This window comes from Chromobacterium sp. INPA-IVC, from assembly GCF_059047085.1.
This window is the reverse complement of record NZ_JBTNLS010000006.1, coordinates 154853-177038: the sequence shown is the minus strand read 5'-3', so window position 1 is coordinate 177038 and position 22186 is coordinate 154853. Positions and strand designations below refer to the sequence as shown.

20 protein-coding genes are annotated in these 22186 nt (G+C 65.2%); 11 read left to right on the top strand and 9 right to left on the bottom strand.

Going from position 1 to position 22186, the window contains the following annotated elements; translation table 11 throughout:
• Positions 1-30 precede the first annotated feature (30 nt).
• The 4 genes from ACX17K_RS12565 to ACX17K_RS12550 all read right to left on the bottom strand — a co-directional run bounded on the left by ACX17K_RS12565 (position 31) and on the right by ACX17K_RS12550 (position 3950).
• On the bottom strand, positions 31-1497 hold the full coding sequence (locus tag ACX17K_RS12565; protein WP_493775228.1) for a DegQ family serine endoprotease: 1467 nt from the start codon (positions 1495-1497) through the stop codon (positions 31-33).
• A 128-nt stretch (positions 1498-1625) separates the two neighbouring features.
• Entirely contained in the window at positions 1626-2258 is a 633-nt protein-coding gene (gene nth, locus ACX17K_RS12560) for an endonuclease III (RefSeq protein WP_493775061.1), read from the bottom strand.
• Positions 2255-3028 carry an electron transport complex subunit RsxB gene (gene rsxB / locus ACX17K_RS12555; protein ID WP_493775060.1) on the bottom strand — a complete coding sequence of 258 codons (774 nt, stop codon included), beginning with the start codon at positions 3026-3028 and terminating at the stop codon, positions 2255-2257. Before rsxB ends, nth begins: the two co-directional genes overlap by 4 nt.
• A 25-nt stretch (positions 3029-3053) precedes the next feature.
• Positions 3054-3950: a LysR substrate-binding domain-containing protein gene (locus ACX17K_RS12550; protein ID WP_493775059.1), complete on the bottom strand. Its 897-nt coding sequence runs from the start codon at positions 3948-3950 to the stop codon at positions 3054-3056.
• A 105-nt stretch (positions 3951-4055) separates the two neighbouring features.
• Here ACX17K_RS12550 and ACX17K_RS12545 point away from each other — a divergent pair, with 105 nt between their 5' ends.
• The 4 genes from ACX17K_RS12545 (at position 4056) to ACX17K_RS12530 (ending at position 7317) form a co-directional block, all read left to right on the top strand.
• Positions 4056-4370, top strand: a complete 315-nt coding sequence (locus ACX17K_RS12545; protein WP_343479491.1) for a carboxymuconolactone decarboxylase family protein — start codon at positions 4056-4058, stop codon at positions 4368-4370.
• Positions 4371-4380: 10 nt separating this feature from the next.
• Positions 4381-4785, top strand: coding sequence for a tautomerase family protein (locus ACX17K_RS12540; protein WP_343479489.1), 405 nt, complete (start codon positions 4381-4383; stop codon positions 4783-4785).
• Positions 4782-5324 (top strand): DUF4865 family protein, encoded by a 543-nt coding sequence (locus ACX17K_RS12535; RefSeq protein ID WP_493775058.1) that lies wholly within the window; start codon positions 4782-4784, stop codon positions 5322-5324. Before ACX17K_RS12540 ends, ACX17K_RS12535 begins: the two co-directional genes overlap by 4 nt.
• A 103-nt stretch (positions 5325-5427) precedes the next feature.
• On the top strand, positions 5428-7317 hold the full coding sequence (locus ACX17K_RS12530) for a methyl-accepting chemotaxis protein (RefSeq protein WP_493775057.1): 1890 nt from the start codon (positions 5428-5430) through the stop codon (positions 7315-7317).
• 78 nt (positions 7318-7395) lie between these two features.
• Here ACX17K_RS12530 and ACX17K_RS12525 read toward each other — a convergent pair whose 3' ends face one another.
• The 4 genes from ACX17K_RS12525 to ACX17K_RS12510 form a co-directional block, all read right to left on the bottom strand.
• Positions 7396-8358, bottom strand: coding sequence for a SphA family protein (locus ACX17K_RS12525; protein WP_493775056.1), 963 nt, complete (start codon positions 8356-8358; stop codon positions 7396-7398).
• A gap of 149 nt (positions 8359-8507) precedes the next feature.
• Complete coding sequence (gene acs, locus ACX17K_RS12520; protein ID WP_493775055.1) at positions 8508-10472, bottom strand: acetate--CoA ligase; 1965 nt, start codon at positions 10470-10472, stop codon at positions 8508-8510.
• A gap of 74 nt (positions 10473-10546) precedes the next feature.
• Entirely contained in the window at positions 10547-12226 is a 1680-nt protein-coding gene (locus ACX17K_RS12515; RefSeq protein WP_343479480.1) for a cation acetate symporter, read from the bottom strand.
• On the bottom strand, positions 12226-12534 hold the full coding sequence (locus ACX17K_RS12510) for a DUF485 domain-containing protein (RefSeq protein ID WP_021475461.1): 309 nt from the start codon (positions 12532-12534) through the stop codon (positions 12226-12228). Before ACX17K_RS12510 ends, ACX17K_RS12515 begins: the two co-directional genes overlap by 1 nt.
• A gap of 261 nt (positions 12535-12795) precedes the next feature.
• On the opposite strand from ACX17K_RS12510, the gene ACX17K_RS12505 reads away from it, so the two are divergent.
• Positions 12796-13551 carry a class I SAM-dependent methyltransferase gene (locus ACX17K_RS12505; RefSeq protein WP_493775054.1) on the top strand — a complete coding sequence of 252 codons (756 nt, stop codon included), beginning with the start codon at positions 12796-12798 and terminating at the stop codon, positions 13549-13551.
• Here ACX17K_RS12505 and ACX17K_RS12500 read toward each other — a convergent pair.
• A complete protein-coding gene (locus tag ACX17K_RS12500) occupies positions 13533-13724 on the bottom strand; it encodes a hypothetical protein (RefSeq protein ID WP_493775053.1) in 192 nt (63 codons plus the stop codon). The genes ACX17K_RS12505 and ACX17K_RS12500 overlap by 19 nt on opposite strands.
• Before the next feature lie 320 nt (positions 13725-14044).
• On the opposite strand from ACX17K_RS12500, the gene ACX17K_RS12495 reads away from it, so the two are divergent.
• From ACX17K_RS12495 to vioB, 6 genes are all read left to right on the top strand, one after another.
• The gene (locus tag ACX17K_RS12495; RefSeq protein ID WP_493775052.1) at positions 14045-14587 is read left to right on the top strand and encodes a cytochrome b; all 543 of its coding nucleotides are present in this window, start codon (positions 14045-14047) and stop codon (positions 14585-14587) included.
• 20 nt (positions 14588-14607) lie between these two features.
• A complete protein-coding gene (locus tag ACX17K_RS12490) occupies positions 14608-15177 on the top strand; it encodes a YceI family protein (RefSeq protein ID WP_493775051.1) in 570 nt (189 codons plus the stop codon).
• A gap of 31 nt (positions 15178-15208) precedes the next feature.
• Complete coding sequence (locus ACX17K_RS12485; protein WP_231151920.1) at positions 15209-15787, top strand: YceI family protein; 579 nt, start codon at positions 15209-15211, stop codon at positions 15785-15787.
• Between the two features lie 224 nt (positions 15788-16011).
• Complete coding sequence (sph, locus tag ACX17K_RS12480) at positions 16012-17541, top strand: sphingomyelin phosphodiesterase (RefSeq protein WP_493775050.1); 1530 nt, start codon at positions 16012-16014, stop codon at positions 17539-17541.
• A gap of 307 nt (positions 17542-17848) precedes the next feature.
• The gene (gene vioA / locus ACX17K_RS12475; RefSeq protein WP_231161746.1) at positions 17849-19105 is read left to right on the top strand and encodes a flavin-dependent violacein biosynthesis tryptophan-2 monooxygenase VioA; all 1257 of its coding nucleotides are present in this window, start codon (positions 17849-17851) and stop codon (positions 19103-19105) included.
• Positions 19106-19188: 83 nt separating this feature from the next.
• Positions 19189-22185 (top strand): iminophenyl-pyruvate dimer synthase VioB, encoded by a 2997-nt coding sequence (vioB, locus tag ACX17K_RS12470; RefSeq protein WP_493775049.1) that lies wholly within the window; start codon positions 19189-19191, stop codon positions 22183-22185.
• The last annotated feature ends 1 nt before the right edge of the window (position 22186 follow it).

Genomic DNA, 22186 nt, shown 5'->3' with positions numbered 1-22186 from the left:
GGCGGCGTTTTTTTGTCGGAGCGGACGGGCTCAGTCGGTGCGCAGCGCGATGTAGAGCACTGCTTCGCCGCGGCGCACCAGCAGCGCGGCGTGGCCGCCGGCGCCGGCCAGCGCCTTCTCGAAGGCGTTGATGCTGGTGATGTCGCTCTGGTTCAGCCCCAGAATGATATCGCCCGGCATCAGGCCGGAGCGCGCGGCCGGGCCTTGCGACTTCTGGATCAGCAGGCCGCCGCGGATGCCGAGGTCGGCGCGCTGGTCGGCCGTCAGCTCGCTCAGCGTCAGGCCCAGCTTGCCGAACTGGTAGCCCTGCGGGGAGTTGTCGCTGGCGGGCTTGGTGGCGTTGCCCGGTTCCGGCGCCTGTTCCACCAGCGTGGCTTCCATCGTCTTCTCGAAGCCCTTGCGCCACACCACCAGCTTGATCTTGGTGCCGGGGCCCAGCGAGCCCACCAGCATCGGCAGGTCCTTGGAACTGTCGATGGACTGGTTGTTGAGCTTCAGGATGATGTCGCCGGCTTGCAGGCCGGCCTTGGCGGCAGGGCCCTTGGGATCGACGCGCACCACCAGCGCGCCGGACGGGCGCTGCAGGCCGAACGATTGCGCCAGCTCCTGGGTCACTTCCTGGATGTTGACGCCCAGCTGGCCGCGGCTGACCTTGCCCTTGGTCTTCAGCTGGTCGGCCACCTGCATCGCCAAATCGATGGGAATGGCGAAGGAAATGCCCATGAAACCGCCGGAACGGCTGTAGATCTGCGAGTTGATGCCGACCACTTCGCCGCGCAGGTTGAACAGCGGGCCGCCGGAGTTGCCGGGGTTGATCGCCACATCGGTCTGGATGAAGGGCACCAGCGTCTCGTCGGGCAGGCTGCGGCCCTTGGCCGACACGATGCCGGCGGTGACGGTGTTGTCGAAGCCGAACGGCGCGCCGATGGCGGCCACCCATTCGCCGACCTTCAGATCGGCTGGGCTGCCTATCTTGGCCACCGGCAGGTCGGCCGCAGCCACCTTGAGCAAGGCCACGTCGCTGCGCTTGTCCAGGCCCACCAGCTTGGCGCGCAGTTCGCGCTTGTCGGTCAGCGTGACGCGGATCTGGCCGCCGTCGGCCACCACGTGGGCGTTGGTCAGGATGAAGCCGTCGCTGCTGATGATGAAGCCGGAGCCGTAGGACACGCTTTCTTCCGGTCCTTGCTCCTGCTGCGGCGGCTGGTTGGGCATGAAGCGGCGGAAGAAGTCGTATAGCGGGTCGTCTTCCGGCACCGGGAAGGGCATGTTGCCGCTTTGCTGCGGCGCGGCCGCGCCGCCTTCGCGGGTGGCCTGGATATTGACCACGGCCGGGCCGTCGCGGCTGACCAGCTGGGTGAAATCGGGCAGCAGCATGGCTACGCGGCCATCCTGCTGGGCAGGAATGGCGACGGGGGCGGGCTGGCTGCTGCCTTTGACAAACTGCTCGATTCTGTCGCAGCCGGACAGTAACGACGCCGCGAGCAGGGCGCCGGCCATGATGCGAAGACTCGTTGTCACTGGCAATCCTCTTGTTAGCTGGCTGATTCGAAAAGGTAAATGGGGGCGAACAGTGGAATATACAATCCGTCTTCTGTCATCGATATCGAATTTCGACTCTATTTTTATCATAACGGTTTTGCCGGATATTCGCAGAGGTCCGCGATCACGCAGCGTTGGCATTCGGGCTTTCGGGCCTTGCACACGTAGCGGCCGAGCAGGATCAGCCAGTGGTGCGCGTCCAGCTTGAATTCAGCCGGCACGAACTTGATCAGTTTGTCCTCCACTTCGCGCACGTCCTTGCCCGGCGCGATGCGGGTGCGGTTGGCGACGCGGAAGATATGGGTGTCCACCGCGATGGTGGGCTGGCCGAAGGCGGTGTTGAGCACCACGTTGGCGGTCTTGCGGCCGACGCCGGGCAGGGCCTCCAGCGCCTCGCGCGTTTGCGGCACCTCGCCGCCGTGTTTTTCCAGCAACAGCCTACAGGTGGCGATCACGTTTTTGGCCTTGGTTTTGTACAGGCCTATGGTCTTGATGTATTCGGTCAGGCTTTCCTCGCCCAGGGCCAGCATCGCGGCCGGGGTGTTGGCCACCGGATACAGGCGGCGCGTCGCCTTGTTGACGCCAACGTCGGTGGCCTGGGCCGACAGCAGCACCGAGATCAGCAGCTCGAACGGCGTCGCGTATTCCAGCTCGGTGGTCGGGCGCGGGTTGTCGTCGCGCAGGCGGCGGAAGATTTCTTGGCGTTTGGCGGCGTTCACTCTGGGTCCTTGTCTGCTTCTTGCTGGGCGGCCTTCATGGCGGCGGCGCGCTCCATCGCGGCGCGTATCACCGCCATCTTGTCGGCGGACGCGGTGGCGGCCACCGGCGCCTGCTGTTTGGCGCGTTCCATCGCCTTGCGGATCAGCTCGTTCTTGTCGGCGGCGCTCGCGGCGGCTGTGGGTGCCTGGCTGGCTGCAGGCGCGGTAGATGGGGTGGGCGCGGCCACCGCGGCGCGCTCGGCCAGGCGCTTGGCTTTGTCGGCGGCGTCGCGGTCCTTGCGCGCCTGGCGGGCGTCGTAGCGCTTGCGCGCCTGGGCGGCGCGGGCCATCACCATGCGGCGCTCGCCGTCGGCGGGATCGTCCACCGGGACGAGGTCGATGCAATCGACCGGACAGGGCGCCAGGCATAGCTCGCAGCCGGTGCATTCGTCGGCGATCACGGTGTGCATCTGCTTGGCCGCGCCGACGATGGCGTCCACCGGACAGGCCTGGATGCACAGCGTACAGCCTATGCAGCTGTCTTCGCGGATCACGGCCAGCGCGCGGGGCTTGGGCTGCGGACCGGCGTGATCGAAGGGGATGGCCGGCTTGCCCAGCAGTTCCGCCAGCGCCCGGATGCCGTCTTCGCCGCCCGGCGGGCAGCGGTTGATCGGGTCGCGGCCTTCCGCCAACGCTTCCGCGTACGGGCGGCAGCCGGCGTGGCTGCATTGTCCGCACTGGGTCTGGGGCAGCAGGGCGTCGATCCGTTCGACGAGACTGATCACGGGCATGCTTCGAATTCCGCTTCAAAAACCGTTAATTATCGATGTTAAGCGCCTCCGCTTCAACACCCGGGGTGGTCAATTGCGCCAGCAGAATGTCGTGCAGCCGCTGCGCCGGCGCTGCGGGCCGGGCTTCGGCGCGGCACAGCAGCAGGTCGATGGCGGGCAGGGACGGCAGGCGGTGCTGGGCCGGGTCCAGTATCCGCAGGCCGGGCGGCAGCTGGACGGCGGTGCGGGCGGTGACGCCCAGCCCGGCGCGCACCGCCGACCACAGGCCGGCCAGGCTGCTGCCGCTGGCCGCCATGCGCCAGGGGCGGCCGGCGCGGTCGAGCGCGCCGCATGCCTGGGCGCGGATGACGCAGGGCGGGTCGAACAGCGCCAGCGGCAGCGGGCCGGGAGGGAGCGGGCCGCTATCCGGGCCTATCCAGTGCACGGCGTAGCGGCCGATGGCCGCGCTGTGCGGCGCGCGCGGGCCGGAATCCCAGGCCAGCGCCAGGTCCAGCTCCCCGGCCATCACCGATTGCTGCAACTCCTGGCTGCGGGCCACCCGCATTTCCACCCGCACGTCGGGGCAGGCGCGGGCGAAGCGCCCCAGCGCCTGCGGCAGCAGGCCCTCGCCGAAATCCTCGGCCATGCCCAGGCGCACGCAGCCGGCCAATGAGGCGCCGCGCGTCGCCTCCACCGCTTCGTCGTTCAGTTCCAGCAGCCGGCGGGCGTAGGACAGCAGCACTTCGCCGGCGGGCGTCAGTTCCAGTCCGCGGCCGCTCTTGCGCAGAATGGCCACGCCGGCTTGTTCCTCCAGCTTCTTCATCTGGGCGCTGATGGCCGAGGTGGAGCGGCCCAGTCTGTCGGCGGCGCGGGCGAAGCTGCCCAGCTCCACGCCGCTGGCCAGGCTGGCCAGCACGTCCAGATCCAATAAAGTTCGTCTCATGATAACCATCCTGAAATTTGGAACTATTTGTAAAAATATATCTGATTTTAAGGATGATGTGACGGGTTTACAGTGGAATGGCCAATCCAAACATAGGAGTCCGGAATGTTTACCCTCGCCGATGCCATGTCCAGGCTGGCCCCAAAACTGGCGGAACTGTCCAGCCAGGTCTTGTTCGATGATGTCTGGCGGCGGCCGGGCTTGAGCCCGCGCGAACGCAGCCTGGCCACCATTGCCGCCCTGATCGGCCAGGCCCGACCGCATGCGTTGGATTTCCACCTGCGCCGCGGCTTGGAGAACGGCTTGAGCGCTGAAGAACTGGGCGAGCTGCTGACCCACCTGGCCTTTTATGTCGGTTGGCCATCCGCCACCGCCGCGCTTGAGCAATTGGACGCGGTTTTGACTTCGCAAGCTGAATAAGGAGAACACCATGCCCTATGCACGCATTTCCCTGCGCAAAGGCAAGCCGCCGCAATACCTGCGCGCGCTGGCCGACGGCATCCATCAAGCGATGGTGGAATGCATCGCCGTGCCGCCCAAGGATCGTTTCCAGGTGATTCATCAGCATGAGGCCGAAGAGATGATCATCGACCCGGATTACGGCGGCGGCCCGCGTTCCGACGATTTCGTGCTGGTGACGCTGCATCTGGGGCGGCCGCGGACTAAAGAAGCCAAGGCGGCGTTCTACGCCAGGATGGCCGAGCGCTTGAGCGCGTCGCCGGGCCTGGAACCCGCCGATCTGATGGTGGTGTTGATCGATGGCGAGATGGACAACTGGTCGTTCAGCCATGGCCGCCAGGCGTCGCAATTGCCGCCGGAGGCGCTGCTGCCATGATAGCCATGCGCTACCGGATCGCGCTGCCGGCCGATTATCCGATGGAAATCATTGAGCGCCGCATCGCTGAGCGCGGCCATCTGACCGACGGCCTGCCGGGGCTGGGCCTCAAAGCCTATTTGTACAGCCGCGCGGGCGAGGATGGCGCGGCGGCGAACGCCTACGCGCCGTTCTACCTGTGGCGAACTTCCGAAGGCATGCGCGACTTCCTGTCCGGCCCGGGTTTTGCCGCGCTGTGCGCGTCGTTTGGCAGGCCGGCGGTGGAGAGCGCGTTTGCCTGGTTCGGCCAATGGAGCGGCGATGTGGCTGAGGCTCGCTATGCGATGGTGGAGAAGTTGCCGATGGCGGCCTCGGCGGGCATGGATGCGCTGAGGGACGTTCAGGAAGGCTGGCGCGGCGGTGAGGATGTGCTGGCCGCCGCGGCAGCCTTCGATCCCGCGAGCTGGACCCTGGTCCGCCTGAGCTTGTCGCGGCGGATGCGGGAGCCCGCCGGCGGCGCCAGCGAGCTTTACCGGGTGGGTAGGGTATCGCTTGGCTAGCGGGGATGAGCGGGCGGTTTTTGTAAAAAAATGAACAGGATGACTTGGACGTATGTACAGGTGCGCTATGGTGAAAATACTCACTTTTCCCTGGCAGCCTGTCATGAAAATCGCTCACAAAGCCGGCCTGATTTCCGCGCTGGTGCTGGCCGCCACCTTGTCCACGCTGTCGTGGCTGCAATACCTGAGCGTCGCCGACAGCATCCGCAGCGGCAAGGAGCAGGAGGTGGTCCAGACCAGCCAGGTGCTGGCCGAGCAGATCGCCAACTGGCTGAACGGCAAGTTGGCGCAGATCCAGCTGATGTCGGAGACCATAGATTCCAATTTCAGCGGCGAGCGCATCCTGGAGGTGTTCCAGCGCCCGATGCTGAAGAAGGAGTTCAAGCTGATCTTCGGCGGGCTGGACACCGACGGCAAGAAAATCTCCAACGATTCGTCGTGGAATCCGCCGCCGACCTGGGACGCCCGCAAGCGGCCGTGGTACCCGGTGGCCAAGGCCGCCGCCGGCGTCGGCCTGACCGATCCTTATCCCGACGCCGCGTCCGGCGAGATCCTGATTTCGGTGGTGGCCAAGCTGACCGACAAGGGCGCGTTCAAAGGCGCTTTCGGCGGCGATTTGAGCCTGAAGTCGGTTTCGGACGCGCTGAATACCGCCACCTTCAACGGCGCGGGCTACGCCTTCCTGCTGTCGTCCGACGGCAAGATCATCAGCCATCCCGACGCCAAGCTGAACGGCAAGAGCGTCGCCGAGCTGTTCGGCGGCACCGCGCCCGCTCTGGGCGACAAGGTGCAGGAGCTCGAGGTCGGGGGCCAGCGGCTGATGGTGGCCTTCCACCCGCTGGATCGTCTGCAGCCGGCCAAGTGGCTGGTGGGGGTGGTGCTGGACGAGGACAAGGTGATGGCCGAGGCCAGGCAGATAGGCTGGCGCGGCTTCTGGGGCGCGGTGATCGGCGTGGCGCTGAGCATGGCGATATTGAGCACGCTGATGCAGCAGATCCTGCGCCGTCCGTTGCAGCAGTTGAAGCTGTCGCTGGCCGAGCTCAACAGCGGCAACGGCGACCTGACCCGCCGTGTCGACGAGTCGTCCAATGATGAGTTCGGCGAAGTGGCGCGGGAGCTGAACCGCTTCATCGCTTACCTGCAGCGGCTGATCGGCGATATCCGCCAGATTTCGACCCGGGTCTCCCAGGGCGCAGAACAGAGCGCCGGTGAGGCGCGGCAGAGCAGTGGCGAGGCCAGCCGGCTGCAGCAGGAGCTGGAGCAATTGGTGGCGGCCATCCGCCAGATGGCCGAAGCCGCCGGCGAGATGACCTCCAGCGCCGGCGCGGTGGCCGAGTCCGCGCGGCTGGCGCACGAGGAGACCGGCAGCCGGGTGTCGCTGGTGACGCAGTCCAGCCAGTCGATACGCCGTCTGGCCGACACGCTGGACGAAACCTCCCGCTCGATGAACGAGCTGGCCGAGTTCAGCAAGAACATCGAGTCCATCGTCCGGGTGATCACCGGCGTGGCCGAGCAAACCAATCTGCTGGCCTTGAACGCGGCGATCGAGGCGGCGCGGGCCGGCGAGATGGGGCGCGGCTTCGCGGTGGTGGCGGACGAGGTGCGCAAGCTGGCGTCGCAGACTCAGCAGGCGACGCAGGAGATCCGCACTATGATAGAGCAGTTGCAGCGCGGGGTCGGGGAGGCGAGGCAGAAGATGGACGAAAGCCGCGAGCGCGCCAGCAGCACGGTCAAGGACGCCGAGCAGATCAGCGAGATGCTGCTGCGCATCCAGGACGTGATTTCCGACATCAACGCCAAGAACGGCGAGATCGCCGGCGCGGTCGACCGCCAGAGCCGGATGACGCAAGAAATCAACGACAGCGCCGGCAATATCCAGCACATCGGCCAGCGCGTCAGCGACGCGGCCCAGGTGCAGCTGCGGCACTGCGACGACACCGCCGCCGACGTGGCCGAGCAGGACAAGATGATAGGGCGGTTCCGGCTGGAGTGAGCCGTGCCTTTATCGCCATGCCAAGCCGGGACTCATGTCCCGGCTTTTTTGTCGCGCGGTGGGCGTGGGGCGATATGGTCAGATCGGCACGAACAGCGACAACCAGGCGTTCCAGCCGGCGGTGCGGTTCTTGGCGTCGAACTCGTCGTAGGCCTTCAGATTGGCGTACCACTTGTTCTTGCCCACCTTGAAGAAATAGCCGGCTTGTGGCCCCAGGCCGGCGACTTGGGATTTCAGGTCCTTGTTGCCGATGCCGGGCGCGGAGTCGTTGCTGAGCTGGTGGTAGGCATAGCCGACCAGGCCGATGTGGAAATCCTCGTTCAGGAATTGCGACAGCGACACGTCCAGATGGGCGTCGGCGCCGTTGCGGTAGTCTGTATCCGGATTTTTCTGGTTGACGGTGAATCCGAGCACGGCGGAGAACTCGGTGCCGCTGTTCTCGTTGAGATAGGTGTAGCCGCCGCCTGCATCGTACGACCAATGGTTGAGTCCCAGATTGGCGTTGCGGTTGACGTCGTAATCGCCCACCGGCACGCCTATGGAGGCATAGGCCAGATAATTGTGGTTGCCCAGCTTCCATTTCAACGTGGCCATCGGGTACAAGTCCCCCATGCCGGTGCGGCTGTCGTCGCTGCTGGCCGAGCGGGTCCGGCCGCGCGCCGAAGTGACGGCTTCGTTGTCGTAGACGTCGGTGCGGCCATACAGGCCGGTCAGCGAGAAAGCCGCCTGCGCGCCGGCGATAGGCGTGGCGAAGGTGTAGGCTGGCGCGATGAACAGGGTGTCGCTGGGCGTGCTCAGGGCGCTGTCCCGCACCCGCCCGTTTTTGTTCTGCTTGCGGGTCTCCGAGTTGGCGTAGGCGTGGTAGCCGCTGAAGGTCCATGACCAGCCTGGATCGTTCTGCACCGCGGCGAAGGTGCCGATCTGGCCGGGCAGCCAGAAACCCAGGCCGCCTTCGTCGGCGCGGGCGGGCGCGGCGAACAGGCATCCCGTCGCCAGGATCAGAGAGGAGAGGCGGGCGAGGGGGAAAGTGTTGTTCTTCATGGCGGAAGCTCTTGCGGTATGGCTGGGGCCTGTCGGGCTCTGATGAATGCCATTCGAGTTTCGCACAATATCATGACGGGGAATAGCGGAGCGGCCGCAAATGAAAAAGCCGGAGCCGCGATGCGGCTCCGGCGCGGCGGACCGGGGATCTACAGCGGCTGCTGCAGCTGCGCGAGAATTTGCGGATTCTCCAGCGTGGACACGTCCTGGGTGATTTCCTCGCCCTTGGCGATGGAGCGCAGCAGGCGGCGCATGATCTTGCCGGAACGGGTCTTGGGCAGGTTCTCGCCGAAACGGATATCGTCCGGCTGCGCGATCTTGCCGATCTCGTGCGCCACCCAGTTTTTCAGCTCGGCCGCCACCGCCTTGGCGGCGTCGCCCTGAGGGCGCTCGCCCTTCAGCACCACGAAGGCCACCACCGCCTCGCCCTTGACCTCGTGCGGCTTGCCGACCACGGCGGCTTCTGCCACCAGCGGGTTGGCCACCAGCGCCGACTCGATCTCCATCGTGCCCAGGCGGTGGCCGGACACGTTCAATACGTCGTCGATGCGGCCCATGATCCAGAAGTAGCCGCTCTCGTCGCGGTGGGCGGAGTCGCCGGCCAGATAGTACTTGCCGTCGAACTCGTCGGGGAAATAGGTTTTCTTGAAGCGCTCCGGGTCGTTCCAGATGGTGCGCACCAGGCTGGGGAACGGTTTCTTGATCACCAGGAAGCCGCCGCGGCCCGGCTCCACCTGGGCGCCGGACTCGTCGACGATGTCGGCGATCACGCCCGGCAGCGGCAGCGTGCACGAACCCGGCTTGGTGGCGACGGCGCCCGGCAGCGGGGCGATCATCGCCGAGCCGGTCTCGGTCTGCCACCAGGTGTCGACGATGGGGCAACGGCCGCCGCCTACGGTTTCGTGGTACCAGATCCAGGCTTCCGGATTGATCGGCTCGCCGACGGTGCCCAGCACGCGCAAGGATGACAGGTCGTATTGTTTGGGCAGGTCCGCGCCCAGCTTGATCAGCGAACGGATCGCGGTGGGGGCGGTGTAGAAGATGGATACCTTGTGCTGCTCTATCATGCGCCAGAAGCGGCCGGCGTCCGGGTAAGTGGGCACGCCCTCGAAGATCACCTGGGTGGCGCCGTTGGCCAATGGACCATAGCAGACATAGCTGTGGCCGGTGATCCAGCCTACGTCGGCGGTGCACCAGTAGACGTCGTTGGGCTTGTAGTCGAACACCCAGCGGAAGCTGTTGAGCGCGCCCAGCAGGTAGCCGGCGGTGCTGTGCTGGATGCCCTTGGGCTTGCCGGTGGAGCCGGAGGTGTAGAGGATGAACAGCGGGTCTTCGGCGCTGACCCATTCCGGCTCGCAGGCCTCGCTCTGGCCTTCGGTCAGCTTGTGCCACCAGATGTCGCGGCCTTCCACCCAATCGGCGCCGCCATTGGTGCGCTGGTAGACCACCACGTTTTTCACCGATTCGGCGCCTTCCAGTTTCAGCGCCTCGTCCACGGTGGCCTTCAGCGGCACGCTCTTGCCGCCGCGCACGCTCTCGTTGGCGGTGACCACCACGGTGGCGCCGGCATCCTGGATGCGGTCGCGAACCGCGCCGGCGGAGAAGCCGCCGAACACCACCGAGTGGATGGCGCCGATGCGGGCGCAGGCCTGCATCGTCACCACCGCCTCGATGCCCATCGGCATGTACACCACCACGCGGTCGCCTTTCTTGACGCCCAGGCTTTTCAGGCCGTTGGCGAACTGGCAGACGCGGCGGTGCAGTTCGGAATAGGTGACGCGGGTGACTTCGCCGTCGTCGGCTTCGAAGATGATGGCGATCTTGTTGGCGTTGGCGGCCAGATGGCGGTCCAGGCAGTTGTAGGACGCATTGAGCACGCCGTCGTCGAACCATTTGAAGAACGGCGCGGCGCTGTCGTCCAGCACGCGGGAGAACGGTTTTTTCCAGGTGATCAGTTCGCGCGCCAGATCCCCCCAGAACGACAGGTAATGATCGTCCGCCTGCTCGCACAGCGCGTGGTAGGCCTCGATGCCGCTGACGGCCGCCTTGCGGCGGAATTCTTCCGATGGGGCGAAGCTGCGGGTTTCCTTGAGGATGGAATCTAGCGTGGACATGCGTTTCTCCAAAGTCTTTGGTGTTATCGCCGCGCGCCGTCATCCGGCGCGCGGCATGTCAATGATGATGACATTTAATGCTTGCTGGCGCCACTGGCCCCGATGCCGGTCATCGCCCGCACGTACTGCGCGTCGAACTTGGCTTTTTCTTCTTCCGCCTGGCGGGAGGTGTCAAGCGTCGAAACCAGCCAGGTGACCACGAAGGCCAGCGTCATCGAGAAGATGGCGGGATTCTTGTACGGGAACACGGCGTGCTCGTGCTTCAGCACTTCCACCCATACCGCCGGGCCCAGCACGATCAGCACCACCGCGGTGAGCAGGCCCACCAGTCCGCCGATGACCGCGCCGCGGGTGGTCAGCCCCTTCCAGAACATCGACAGGAACAGCACCGGGAAATTCGCGGAGGCGGCGATGGAGAAGGCGAGGCCCACCATGAAGGCGATGTTCTGTTTCTCGAACACCAGGCCCAGTACGATGGCCACCACGCCCAGCACCACGGTGGTGATCTTGGAGACGCGGATTTCATCGGCCTCGTTGGCTTTGCCGTGCTTGATCACGCTGGCGTACAGGTCGTGCGACACCGCCGACGCGCCGGACAGCGCCAGGCCGGCCACCACCGCCAGGATGGTGGCGAAGGCCACCGCCGAGATGAAGCCGAGGAAGATGTCGCCGCCGACGGCGTCTGCCAGGTGGATGGCCGCCATATTGCTGCCGCCCACCAGCTGGTGCACTTCCTTGCCGTCCTTCATCACCGTTTCCATCATGCCCGGCTGGTTCAGCACCAGCATGATGGCGCCGAAGCCGATGATGAAGGTCAGGATGTAGAAGTAGCCGATGAAGCCGGTGGCGAAGAAGACGGATTTGCGCGCCTCCTTGGCGTCGGCGACGGTGAAGAAGCGCATCAGGATGTGCGGCAGGCCGGCGGTGCCGAACATCAGCGCCAGGCCCAGCGAGATGGAGTCGATCGGGTCAGCTTTGCCCGGCGCCATGATGGCGGCGCCCTTGCCGTGCGCGGCCACGGCTTTTTCGAACATCACTTCCGGACTGAAACCGACGGTGGACAGCACCATGATGGCCATGAAGGTGGCGCCGGACAGCAGCAGCACCGCCTTGATGATCTGCACCCAGGTGGTGGCCAGCATGCCGCCGAACAGCACGTAACAGACCATCAGCACGCCGACCAGCAGCACCGCCGAGCTGTAGCTCATGCCGAACAACAGCTGGATCAGCTTGCCGGCGCCGACCATCTGCGCGATCAGGTAGATCGCCACCACCACCAGCGTCGACAGCGCGGCGAAGCTGCGCACCGACGTCTGTCCCAGCCGGTAGGAGGCCACGTCGGCGAAGGTGTATTTGCCCAGGTTGCGCAACCGCTCCGCCACCAGGAACAGGATGATGGGCCATCCCACCAGGAAGCCCATCGAGTAGATCAGGCCGTCGTAGCCCTTGTCGAACACCAGGGCGGAGATGCCGAGGAAAGACGCGGCGGACATGTAGTCGCCGGCGATCGCCAGACCGTTCTGGAAACCGGTGATGCCGCCGCCGGCTGCGTAGAAGTCGCTGGCCGACTTGGTGCGGCGCGCCGCCCAGTAGGTGATGCCCAGCGTGAAGGCGACGAACAGGAAGAACATGATGATGGCGTGCCAGTTGGTGGCCTGCTGCTTGACATCGCCTTCAATCGCGCCGGCCGCGCAGGCGAGCGCGGGCAGCAACGCCGCCGCGCCGGCGGCGAGTTTCAGTTTGGTTTGCCGCATTATTTGGCCTCCTCGACGATCTGCTGGGTCAACGGGTCGAACTCCTGGTTGGCGCGGCGCACGTAAATGCCGGTCAGCACGAAGGCGGACAGGATGATGAACACGCCGACCGGGATGCCCACGGTCATGGTGGCGCCCTGGTACAGCGGCGTGCCCAGCAAGGACGGGGCGAAAGCCAGGACCAGGATAAAGCCGTAGTAAATGACCAGCATGACGATGGCCAGCGTCCAGCCGAGGCTGGTTTTCTTGTGGACCAGTTCCAGATACTTCGGATTGGACTGGATCTTCTTCAGAGTCTCCTCATTCATGACATCCTCCTTTGGGGGTGCTGCGCTCGTGTGGCGCTGCTGAAAAAATAAAAGAGGAAACCGGGGGGATGCTAATCGTATTTTCTGATGCTTTGAATTAGCCAGACCGATGATTGCCTGGCAAACAATACAAAAATCAATAGTTTGCGGTGGAATGTTTACTCGATATTCAGCGGCGAGCGCGCGATTTTCCGCCCGAGGCGCGTTCGATTCTGACAAAATCGATTTGCCGAGGCATTATGACGATGGAAAGGTGTCCGCATGGGAGAGTCATTGTACGGTGAGCCTTTGCTGGCCCAGGTCTATGACCTGTTCAACGCCTGGGGCGAAGATAATGATTTTTATCTGGGCCTGTGTTCGCCGGCGGTGGGAAGCGCGCTGGATCTGGGCTGCGGCACCGGCCTGCTGGCGGCGAAGATGGCGGAAAGGGTCGAAGTTGTCGGCCTGGATCCGGCGTCGGCGATGCTGGACATCGCCCGGACCAGGCCTGGCGGCGGACAGGTTGCATGGCGGCTGGCCGACGCGCGTGATTTTGAATTGAACCGGCGTTTCGATCTGATTTATTGCGCTGGCCACGCTTTCCAGTCATTTTTGGCCGAAACCGACAGGCGCGCGGTATTCCGCCAAGTAGGGCGCCATCTGGCGCAGGGCGGTCGTTTCGCGTTCGAGACGCGCAATCCGGCCGCGCGCGCCTGGTTGAGGTGGGAGAGCGCTGAGCCGCGCCGAGCGGCGCATCCGCGCTGGGGCGAGGTGGAGCTCAGCCAGCGCCTGCTGTCGGAGCGGGACGGCTTGGTGTCTTACCGCAGCCGCTACCGCTTCATCGATCAGGACAGGACGCTGGAAGCGGATGCCAGGCTGCGTTTTTGCGGTTTGGCGGCGCTGCGCGCCGAGCTGGAGTCTGAGGGGCTGAGCGTGCTGGCGCTGCATGGCGACTGGCAGGGCGGCGAGTGGCGCGAGGACAGCGAAGAGCTCATCCTGACGCTGACGCGGGCCGGCGATCAGCCGGTCTTGGACTGAAAGCGCATGCACGGCTGGCCTGAGGCCTCCTGCACGTCCAGGCAGGGCGCGCGTTTGCTGGAGAAGCCCATCGCCCGGCAGCCGTAAGGAAAGCGCGGGTCGTGGGTGACGAAGTAATGGCGGCAGCGTCGGCAAAGCGGGGCGCCGCGTCGCTCGGCGGGGCTCGGGGGCATGGCGGAGGAGAAAGCGTCGATACCGTCCAAGCTTAGCAGCGAGGCCGCTGATGCGGTAGTTGCCGGATGTTTGCCGCGAGGAGCCAGGATCTGCGATGCTGACGGTATTTCCTGGCCGGAGGCGGGCGATGCCGAGCGCGCGCGAGGAAAATGGTTTCCGTAGATTGTTTCCTGACAGGAAATGATTAATTTGCCTTCGCCGTCTATTTCGCGCAATGAAAAGCGCTTAGAGTTTTAAGCAAGCGGCATCCCCCGCGCACGGCAAGGCCGGGCGGAACGGGGGAGGCCGGCTTTTCGTTGAATTCACCAAGAGGCTGTCCATGTCGCAAACGCGTTACACCCCTACCGCCATGCTGCTGCACTGGCTGATGGCGGTCATGCTCGTCTGTCTGTTCGGAGTGGGCTTCTACATGCACGGCCTGCCGTTCTCGCCGTTGAAGCTGAAGATCTACTCCTGGCACAAGTGGGCCGGCGTCACCGTGTTCCTGCTGGTGTGGCTGCGCCTGGCCTGGCGCTTCGGCCATCGTCCGCCGGCGTTGCCGGCCGGCATGGGCAAGCTGACGCAGGCGATGGCTCACGCGGGCCACCTGATGCTGTATTTGCTGATGGTCGCCATTCCGCTGTCCGGCTGGCTGATGAGCTCGGCCAAGGGCGTGCAGACCGTCTACTTCGGCGTGCTGCCGCTGCCGGACCTGATCGCGCCGGACCAGGCGCTGGGCGAAAACCTGCAGCGCCTGCATGGCCTGCTCAACTATCTGCTGGCCGCGGTGGTGGCGGGACACGTTGCCGCCGCGCTCAAGCACCACCTGATCGACAGGGACGATGTGCTGACCCGCATGCTGCCCTGGCGCACCAAATCCTGACCCCCTCCGGAGACCTCACCATGGATATCAAACGCATCGCCATGCCGCTGTTGCTGGGCGGCCTGCTGGCCGCGCCGCTGGCGGCGCAGGCCGTGGAATACACCGCGATCCAGCAGGACAAGAGCAACATCGCCTTCGGCTACAAGCAGATGGGCGTCGGCATGCAGGGCCACTTCAAGAAGTTTTCCGCCCAGCTGAGTTTCGACCCGGCCAAGCCGGCCACCGCCAAGGCGCAGCTGGACGTCAATCTAGCCAGTATCGACACCGGTTCGACCGAGGCCAACGAGCAGGTGGCGGACAAGGATTGGTTCAACACCAAGCAGTATCCGAACGCCCGCTTCGTTTCCAGCGCCATCAAGCCGCTGGGCGGCAACCGCTTCCAGGTGGACGGCAAGCTGACCATCAAGGGCCGCACCCAGCCGGTCAGCGCGGTGGCCACGATGACGCCGCAGGGCAATGCCGCGGCTTTCGACGGCGCGTTCGCCATCAAGCGCGCCGACTTCGCCATCGGCGAAGGCGACTGGAAGGATTTCGGCACCGTGGCCAATGAAATCCAGATCAAGTTCCATCTGCTGGCGCGCGCCAAGTAAGCGCCGCCCAAACCAAACCGAGGAAGAAGCCATGAACAAACTGACCCGCCTGACCTTGGCCGCCGTGGCCGTCGCCGGCTTCAGCAGCGCCGCGCTGGCCAAGCCGGAAACCTATGTGATCGACGGCACCCACACCTTCCCGCGCTTTTCGTACAGCCACCTGGGCTTCTCCACCCAGCTGAGCCGCTTCGACAAGACCAGCGGCAAGATCGTGCTGGACAAGGAAGCCAAGACCGGCTCCGTCGACGTCACCATCGACATGAAGTCGGTGGATACCGGCTACCCGGTATTCAACGGCCACATCCAGGGCGCCGATTTCTTCGACACCGCCAAGTTCCCGACCGCCACCTTCAAGTCCACCAAGGTGTTGTTCGACGGCGACAAGCCGACCGCGGTGGAAGGCAATCTGACCATCAAGGGCGTGACCAAGCCGGTGACCCTGGCGCTGTCCAGCTTCACCAACAAAGAGCACCCGATGCTGAAGAAAGACGCCATCGGCGCCAACGCCAGCGTCAAGATCAAGCGCACCGAATTCAATGCCGGCAAATACGCCCCGTACGTGGGCGACGACGTCACCATCGACATCGCCGTGGAAGCCATCCACGAATAAGCCGCGCTGCTCGCATTCGCAGCGAAGCCGCCGTCCCTAGGGACGGCGGCTTTTTTCATTCCGCAGGACGGGGGGCAAAGCGGCAGCCGCGGCCAACGTTTTTTATGAGCGGGGCTGGTATGTATTAAAAATGTAAATGGAATATTAATTTTATAGTAATTAACCATAGTGAAAGAAAACTGATCCAGCCTTTGCCGCTTCCTTCACCCACCAAAGGATGACCGATGAAAGCCTGGCGTTTTCTGCTCTGCGCGGCGCTGCTGCCCGCCGCCTCCCATGCCGCCTATCCCGACGACCTGAAGCTCGCCACCTGGAACGCGATGCTGCTGCCGCAGGCGCTGTATCCCAACTACGGCCAGATGCGGCGCGTCGAGCTGATGGTGGCCTCACCCATTCTTCAGCGGCAGGACGTGCTGGTGTTCCAGGAATTGCAGGACAACGCCGCGTCGGAGCGGCTGCAGGCCTTGCTCAAGCCGCGCTTTCCCTACCAGACGCCAGTGATCGGCCGCACGCAGCAGGGTTGGGACGGCACCGAGGGCTGGAACGGCATGAAGCCGGAGGACGGCGGCGTGGCGATCGCCAGCCGCTGGCCCATCGTCGAGAAGCGGCAGTACCTGTTCCAGACTCCTGGCTGCAGCTGGGACGGCCAGGCGCTGAAGGGTTTCGCCTACGCCAGGATCGCCGTCAACGGCCAGTTCTATCATGTGATCGGCACCCATCTGCAATCCGAGGACAGCGGCTGCGCCAACCATGCCGACATCGGCGTGCGCCAGGCGCAGTTGCGCGAGATCGCGGCCTGGATCCAATCGCGCCATCTGCCCGCCGACGAGACGGTGATCGTCGCCGGCGACATGAATACCGACCGCTACAAGACCGCCGAATACCGGGCGATGCTGGACATCCTGCAGGCCAGCGAGCCGCGCTACGCCGGCATGCCGCACAGCTTCGACACCGCCGGCAACGGCATCGCGCTGGAGCGTTACGGCGCGCGCAGCGGCGACGCGCCGGAATACCTGGACTACATTCTGACACTGAAAGGCCACCGCCAGCCAGCGGCTTGGCACAACCAGGCGCTGGATGCGCCGTCGCCGCAGTGGACGGCGCAGTCGGCGGTCGCGAAGCAAACTTACGCTTACACCGATTTCAGCGACCACTATCCGGTACAGGCTTTCGCCTGGGCCGACGCGTCCACGCCGATGCGCTCGTTGACCGCGCAGCCGGGCGCCTACCGCCAGGTCTCCCTGCAGAACCTGGCCAGCGGCCGCTATGCGCAGGCCGGGGACGCCAACGACGGCTGGCTGAAGACCGACGCCGCAGCGGCGGGCGCGCGGGCCCGCTTCAATCTGTCCAACAACTTCTCCATGCGCGACAACGGCTGCGTCCGCTCCGGCGAATACGTGAGGCTGGAGCGGGCCGATCGTCCCGGCTGGTTCTGGACCTGGTGGGGGACGGCGGGCGGCAACCAGTACGCCTACTACACCGCCCAGGGGCCGCTGAACCGCTCCGCAGAGCTGCGGCTGGTCAATCACAGCCGGCCGGACGGCTGCCTGCAGGACGGCGACGTGGTGTCGTTCAAGGATTGGGCGCGCGCGGCCGACTACTACCTGACCGCCTGGGCCGGCGGCAGCCATGCCGACCAGCTCTACCTGTGGCAGCCGGCCGCGGGTGATGGAGAACGCTTCAGGGTGAGGATAGGCATGGCGCCCCAGTATCTGGACTGGCGCGGACAATTGTCATACGCCAAGCGTCGTTGATTTCCGCAGCCTTTTGTCTCCGTTTCCATACGTCATACCCTGACCCTTCGAACAGGATCTGCCATATTGTCAGACAATACGGTTGATGAATGAGTTCGGTTGAACTACTGTGGCTGAAAATTACAAAGGCATTTAATTTTAAAAATATAAATGCTTTATAAATTTCATGCCGGTAAACCGGTCATGACGAGGATACAAGAGGCTGCATCCTGATTCCGAGGCGAGAGTGCCAAGCATTACGTCGTCCATGCCAGTCCGCCATTGCCGCGCGGCGGGCGTGAACCGAACAGTCAAAGGGACATTCGCGATGAAGCATTCCTCCGATATCTGCATTGTCGGCGCCGGCATCAGCGGCCTGACCTGCGCCAGCCATCTGCTCGACTCGCCTGCCTGTCGCGGCCTGTCGCTGCGCGTCTTCGACATGCAGCAGGAAGCGGGAGGCCGCATCCGCTCGAAAACGCTGGACGGCAAGGCCTCGATCGAACTGGGCGCAGGGCGCTACTCGCCGCAATTGCACCCGCACTTCCAGAGCGCGATGCAGCGCTACAGCCAGAAGAGCGAAATCTATCCGTTCACCCAGCTGAAATTCAAAAACCATACCCAGCAGAAGCTGAAGCGGGCGATGAGCGAGTTGTCTTCCCGGCTGGGAGAACACGGCAAGGAATCCTTTCTCCAGTTCGTCAGCCGCTATCAGGGCAAGGAGAGCGCAGTCGGGATGATCCGCTCGATGGGTTATGACGCCTTGTTCCTGCCCGACATCTCGGCCGAGATGGCTTACGACATCGTCGGCAAGCATCCGGAAATCCAGAGCGTGACCGACAACGACGCCAACCAGTGGTTTTCGGCAGAGCAGGGCTTCGATGGCCTGATCCAGCAGATCAAGACCAAGGTCAAGGCTGCCGGCGCGCGCTTCAGCCTGGGTTACCGCCTGGTGTCGGTCGAGGCCGACGGCGACGGCTACCGTCTGCAGCTGGCCGGCGACGACGGTTGGAAGCTGGAACACCGGACCCGCCACCTGATCCTGGCGATTCCACCATCGGCGATGGCCGGGCTCAACGTCAATTTCCCCGAGGCGTGGAGCGGCGCGCGCTACGGCTCGCTGCCGTTGTTCAAGGGTTTCCTGACCTATGGCGAGCCCTGGTGGCTGGATTACAAGCTGGACGACCAGGTGCTGATCGTCGACAACCCGCTGCGCAAGATCTACTTCAAGGGCGACAAATACCTGTTCTTCTACACCGACAGCGAAATGGCCGATTACTGGCGCGGCTGCGTGGCGGAAGGCGAGGATGGCTATCTGGAGCAGATCCGCACCCATCTGGCCAGCGCGCTGGGCATCGCCCGCGAGCGCATTCCCCAGCCCCGCGTCCATGTGCACAAGTACTGGGCGCACGGCGTCGAGTTCTGCCGCGACAGCGGCATCGACCACCCGTCCGCGCTGAGCCACCGCGACAGCGGCATCATCGCCTGCTCGGACGCTTACACCGAGCATTGCGGCTGGATGGAGGGCGGCCTGCTGAGCGCCCGCGAGGCCAGCAGGCTGCTGTTGCAGCGCCTCTCCGCTTGAACGGTGCGGCGGCCTGGCCGCCACACCGCGTCGCCGCCCGATGTCCGGGCGGCGGTCGTCAGCCATGACCGCTCGGGAGACACATGAGCATTCTGGATTTTCCACGCATCCATTTCCGCGGCTGGGCGCGGGTCAACGCGCCCACCGCCAACCGCGATCCGCACGGCCAGATCGACATGGTCCGCAACGCGGTGTCGATCAATGGCGAGCCGTTCGACCTGGCGCGCCATCCGACCGAATTCCACCATCACCTGCAGTCGTTGCCGCCGCGTTTCGGCCTGGACGGCCGGCCTGATCCGGAGGGGCCGTTCGGCCTGGCGGAAGGCTACAACGCGGCCGGCAACAACCATTTTTCCTGGGAGAGCGTCACCGTCAGCCATGTGCAGCTAGATGGCGGCGAGCCGGACCGCGGCGACGGCCTGGTCGGCGCCAAGCTGGCGCTGTGGGGGCATTACAACGACTACCTGCGCACAACCTTCAACCGCGCGCGCTGGGTGGACAACGATCCCACCCGCCGCGACGCGGTGCAGATCTACGCCGGCCAGTTCACCATCAGCCCGGCCGGCGCCGGGCCGGGCACGCCCTGGCTGTTCACCGCCGACATCGACGACGCCCACGGCGCGCGTTGGACGCGCGGCGGCCACGTGGCCGAGCGCGGCGGGCATTTTCTGGACGAGGAGTTCGGCTTGGCGCGGCTGTTCCAGTTTTCCGTGCCCAAGAGCCATCCGCACTTTCTGTTCCATCCCAGGCAGTTAGACTCCGAGGCCTGGCGCAGGCTGCAGCTGGCGTTGGAGGACGACGACGTGCTCGGCCTGACGGTGCAGTACACGCTGTTCAATATGTCGACGCCGCCGCAGCCCAATTCGCCGGTGTTTCACGACATGGTCGGCGTGGTCGGCCTGTGGCGGCGCGGCGAGCTGGCCAGCTATCCGGCCGGCCGGCTGCTGAGGCCGCGCCAGCCCGGGTTGGGCGATGCGACGCTGCGGGTGCAGGGCGGCCGGGCGACCCTGAATCTGGCCTGTGCGGTCCCGTTCTCCACCCGCGCGGCGCAGCCGTCCGCGCCGGACAGGCTCACGCCCGATTTGGGCGGCAAGCTGCCGCTGGGCGACCTGCTGCTGCGCGACGAGGACGGCGCGCTGTTGGCGCGGGTGCCGCAGCCGCTGTACCAGGATTACTGGATGAACCACGGCATCGTCGACCTGCCGCTGCTGCGCGAGCCAAAAGGTTCGCTGACTCTGTCCAGCGAGCTGGCCGAGTGGCGCGAGCAGGACTGGGTCACGCAATCCGACGCCGCCAATCTTTATCTGGAGGCGCCGGACCGCCGTCATGGCCGTTTCTTTCCGGAAAACATCGCGCTGCGCAGCTATTTCCGCGGCGAGGCCCGCGAGCGGGCGACCATTCCCTACCGGATTGAAGGCATCGGGCTGGTTGGGGTGGAGGCACGCCAGGACGGCATCGCCGCCGAGTGGCGGCTGACCGGTTTGCGGCCCGGCCCGGCCCGCATCGTGCTAGGCGACGGCGAAGAGGCGATCCAGCTGCGGGTGCTGCCGGACGACTGGGAGCTGGACGACGCGACGGTGGAAGAGGTCGATTACGCCTTCCTCTACCGGCACGTGATGGCCTACTACGAGCTGATCTACCCGTTCATGTCCGACAAGGTGTTCAGCCTGGCCGACCGCTGCAAGTGCGAGACCTACGCCAGGCTGATGTGGCAGATGTGCGATCCGCAGAATCGCAACAAGAGCTACTACATGCCCAGCACCCGCGAGCTGTCGGCACCCAAGGCCAGGCTGTTCCTCAAATATCTGGCCCATGTCGAGGGCGAGGCCAGGCTGCAGGCGCCGCCGCCGGCCGGACCGGCGCGCATCGAGAGCAAGGCGGAGCTGGCGGCCGAGCTGCGCAAGGCGGTGGACCTGGAGTTGTCGGTGATGCTGCAGTATTTGTACGCCGCTTATTCCATTCCCAATTACGCCCAGGGCCAGCAGCGCGTGGCCGACGGCGCGTGGACGCCGGAACAGCTGTTGCTGGCGTGCGGAAGCGGAGACCGGCGCCGCGACGGCGGCATCCGCGCCGCGCTGCTGGAGATCGCCCACGAGGAGATGATCCACTACCTGGTGGTGAACAATCTGCTGATGGCGCTGGGCGAGCCGTTTTACGCCGGCGTGCCGCTGATGGGCGAGGCGGCGCGGCAGGCGTTCGGCCTGGATACCGAGTTCGCGCTGGAGCCGTTCTCGGAGTCGGCGCTGGCGCGCTTCGTCCGGCTGGAATGGCCGCATTTCATCCCGGCGCCAGGCAAGTCCATCGCCGATTTCTACGCCGCGATCCGCCAGGCCTTCCTCGATCTGCCCGGCCTGTTCGACGGCGAGGCCGGCAAGCGCGGCGGCGAACACCACCTGTTCCTCAACGAGCTGACCAACCGCGCCAATCCCGGCTATCAGCTGGAGGTGTTCGACCGCGACAGCGCGCTGTTCGGCATCGCCTTCGTCACCGATCAGGGCGAGGGCGGGGCGCTGGACTCGCCGCATTACGAGCATTCGCATTTTCAGCGGCTGCGCGAGCTGGCGGCCCGGATCATGGCGCAGCCCGCGCCGTTCGAGCCGGCGTTGCCGGCGCTGCGCAATCCGGTGCTGGACGAGGAGCCGGGCTGCCAGCGCGTCGAAGACGAGCGGGCGCGGGCGCTGATGGGCTTGTACCAAGGCGTGTACGAACTGATGTTCGCGATGATGGCGCAGCATTTCGCGGTTAAGCCGCTGGGCAGCCTCAGGCGTTCGCGGCTGATGAACGCGGCGATCGACCTGATGACCGGCCTGCTCCGGCCGCTGTCCTGCGCGCTGATGAATCTGCCGTCGGGCATTGCCGGACGCACTGCCGGACCGCCGTTGCCCGGTCCGGTGGACACCCGCAGCTACGACGACTACGCGCTGGGCTGCCGGATGCTGGCGCGGCGTTGCGAGCGGCTGCAGGAGACGGCGTCGGCGCTGGCGCCGGGCTGGCTGCCCGACGCGCAATTGGAGCTGCTGGATTTCTACCGCCGGCAGATGCTGGACTTGGCTTGTGGAAAGCTTTCTAGAGAGGCCTGAA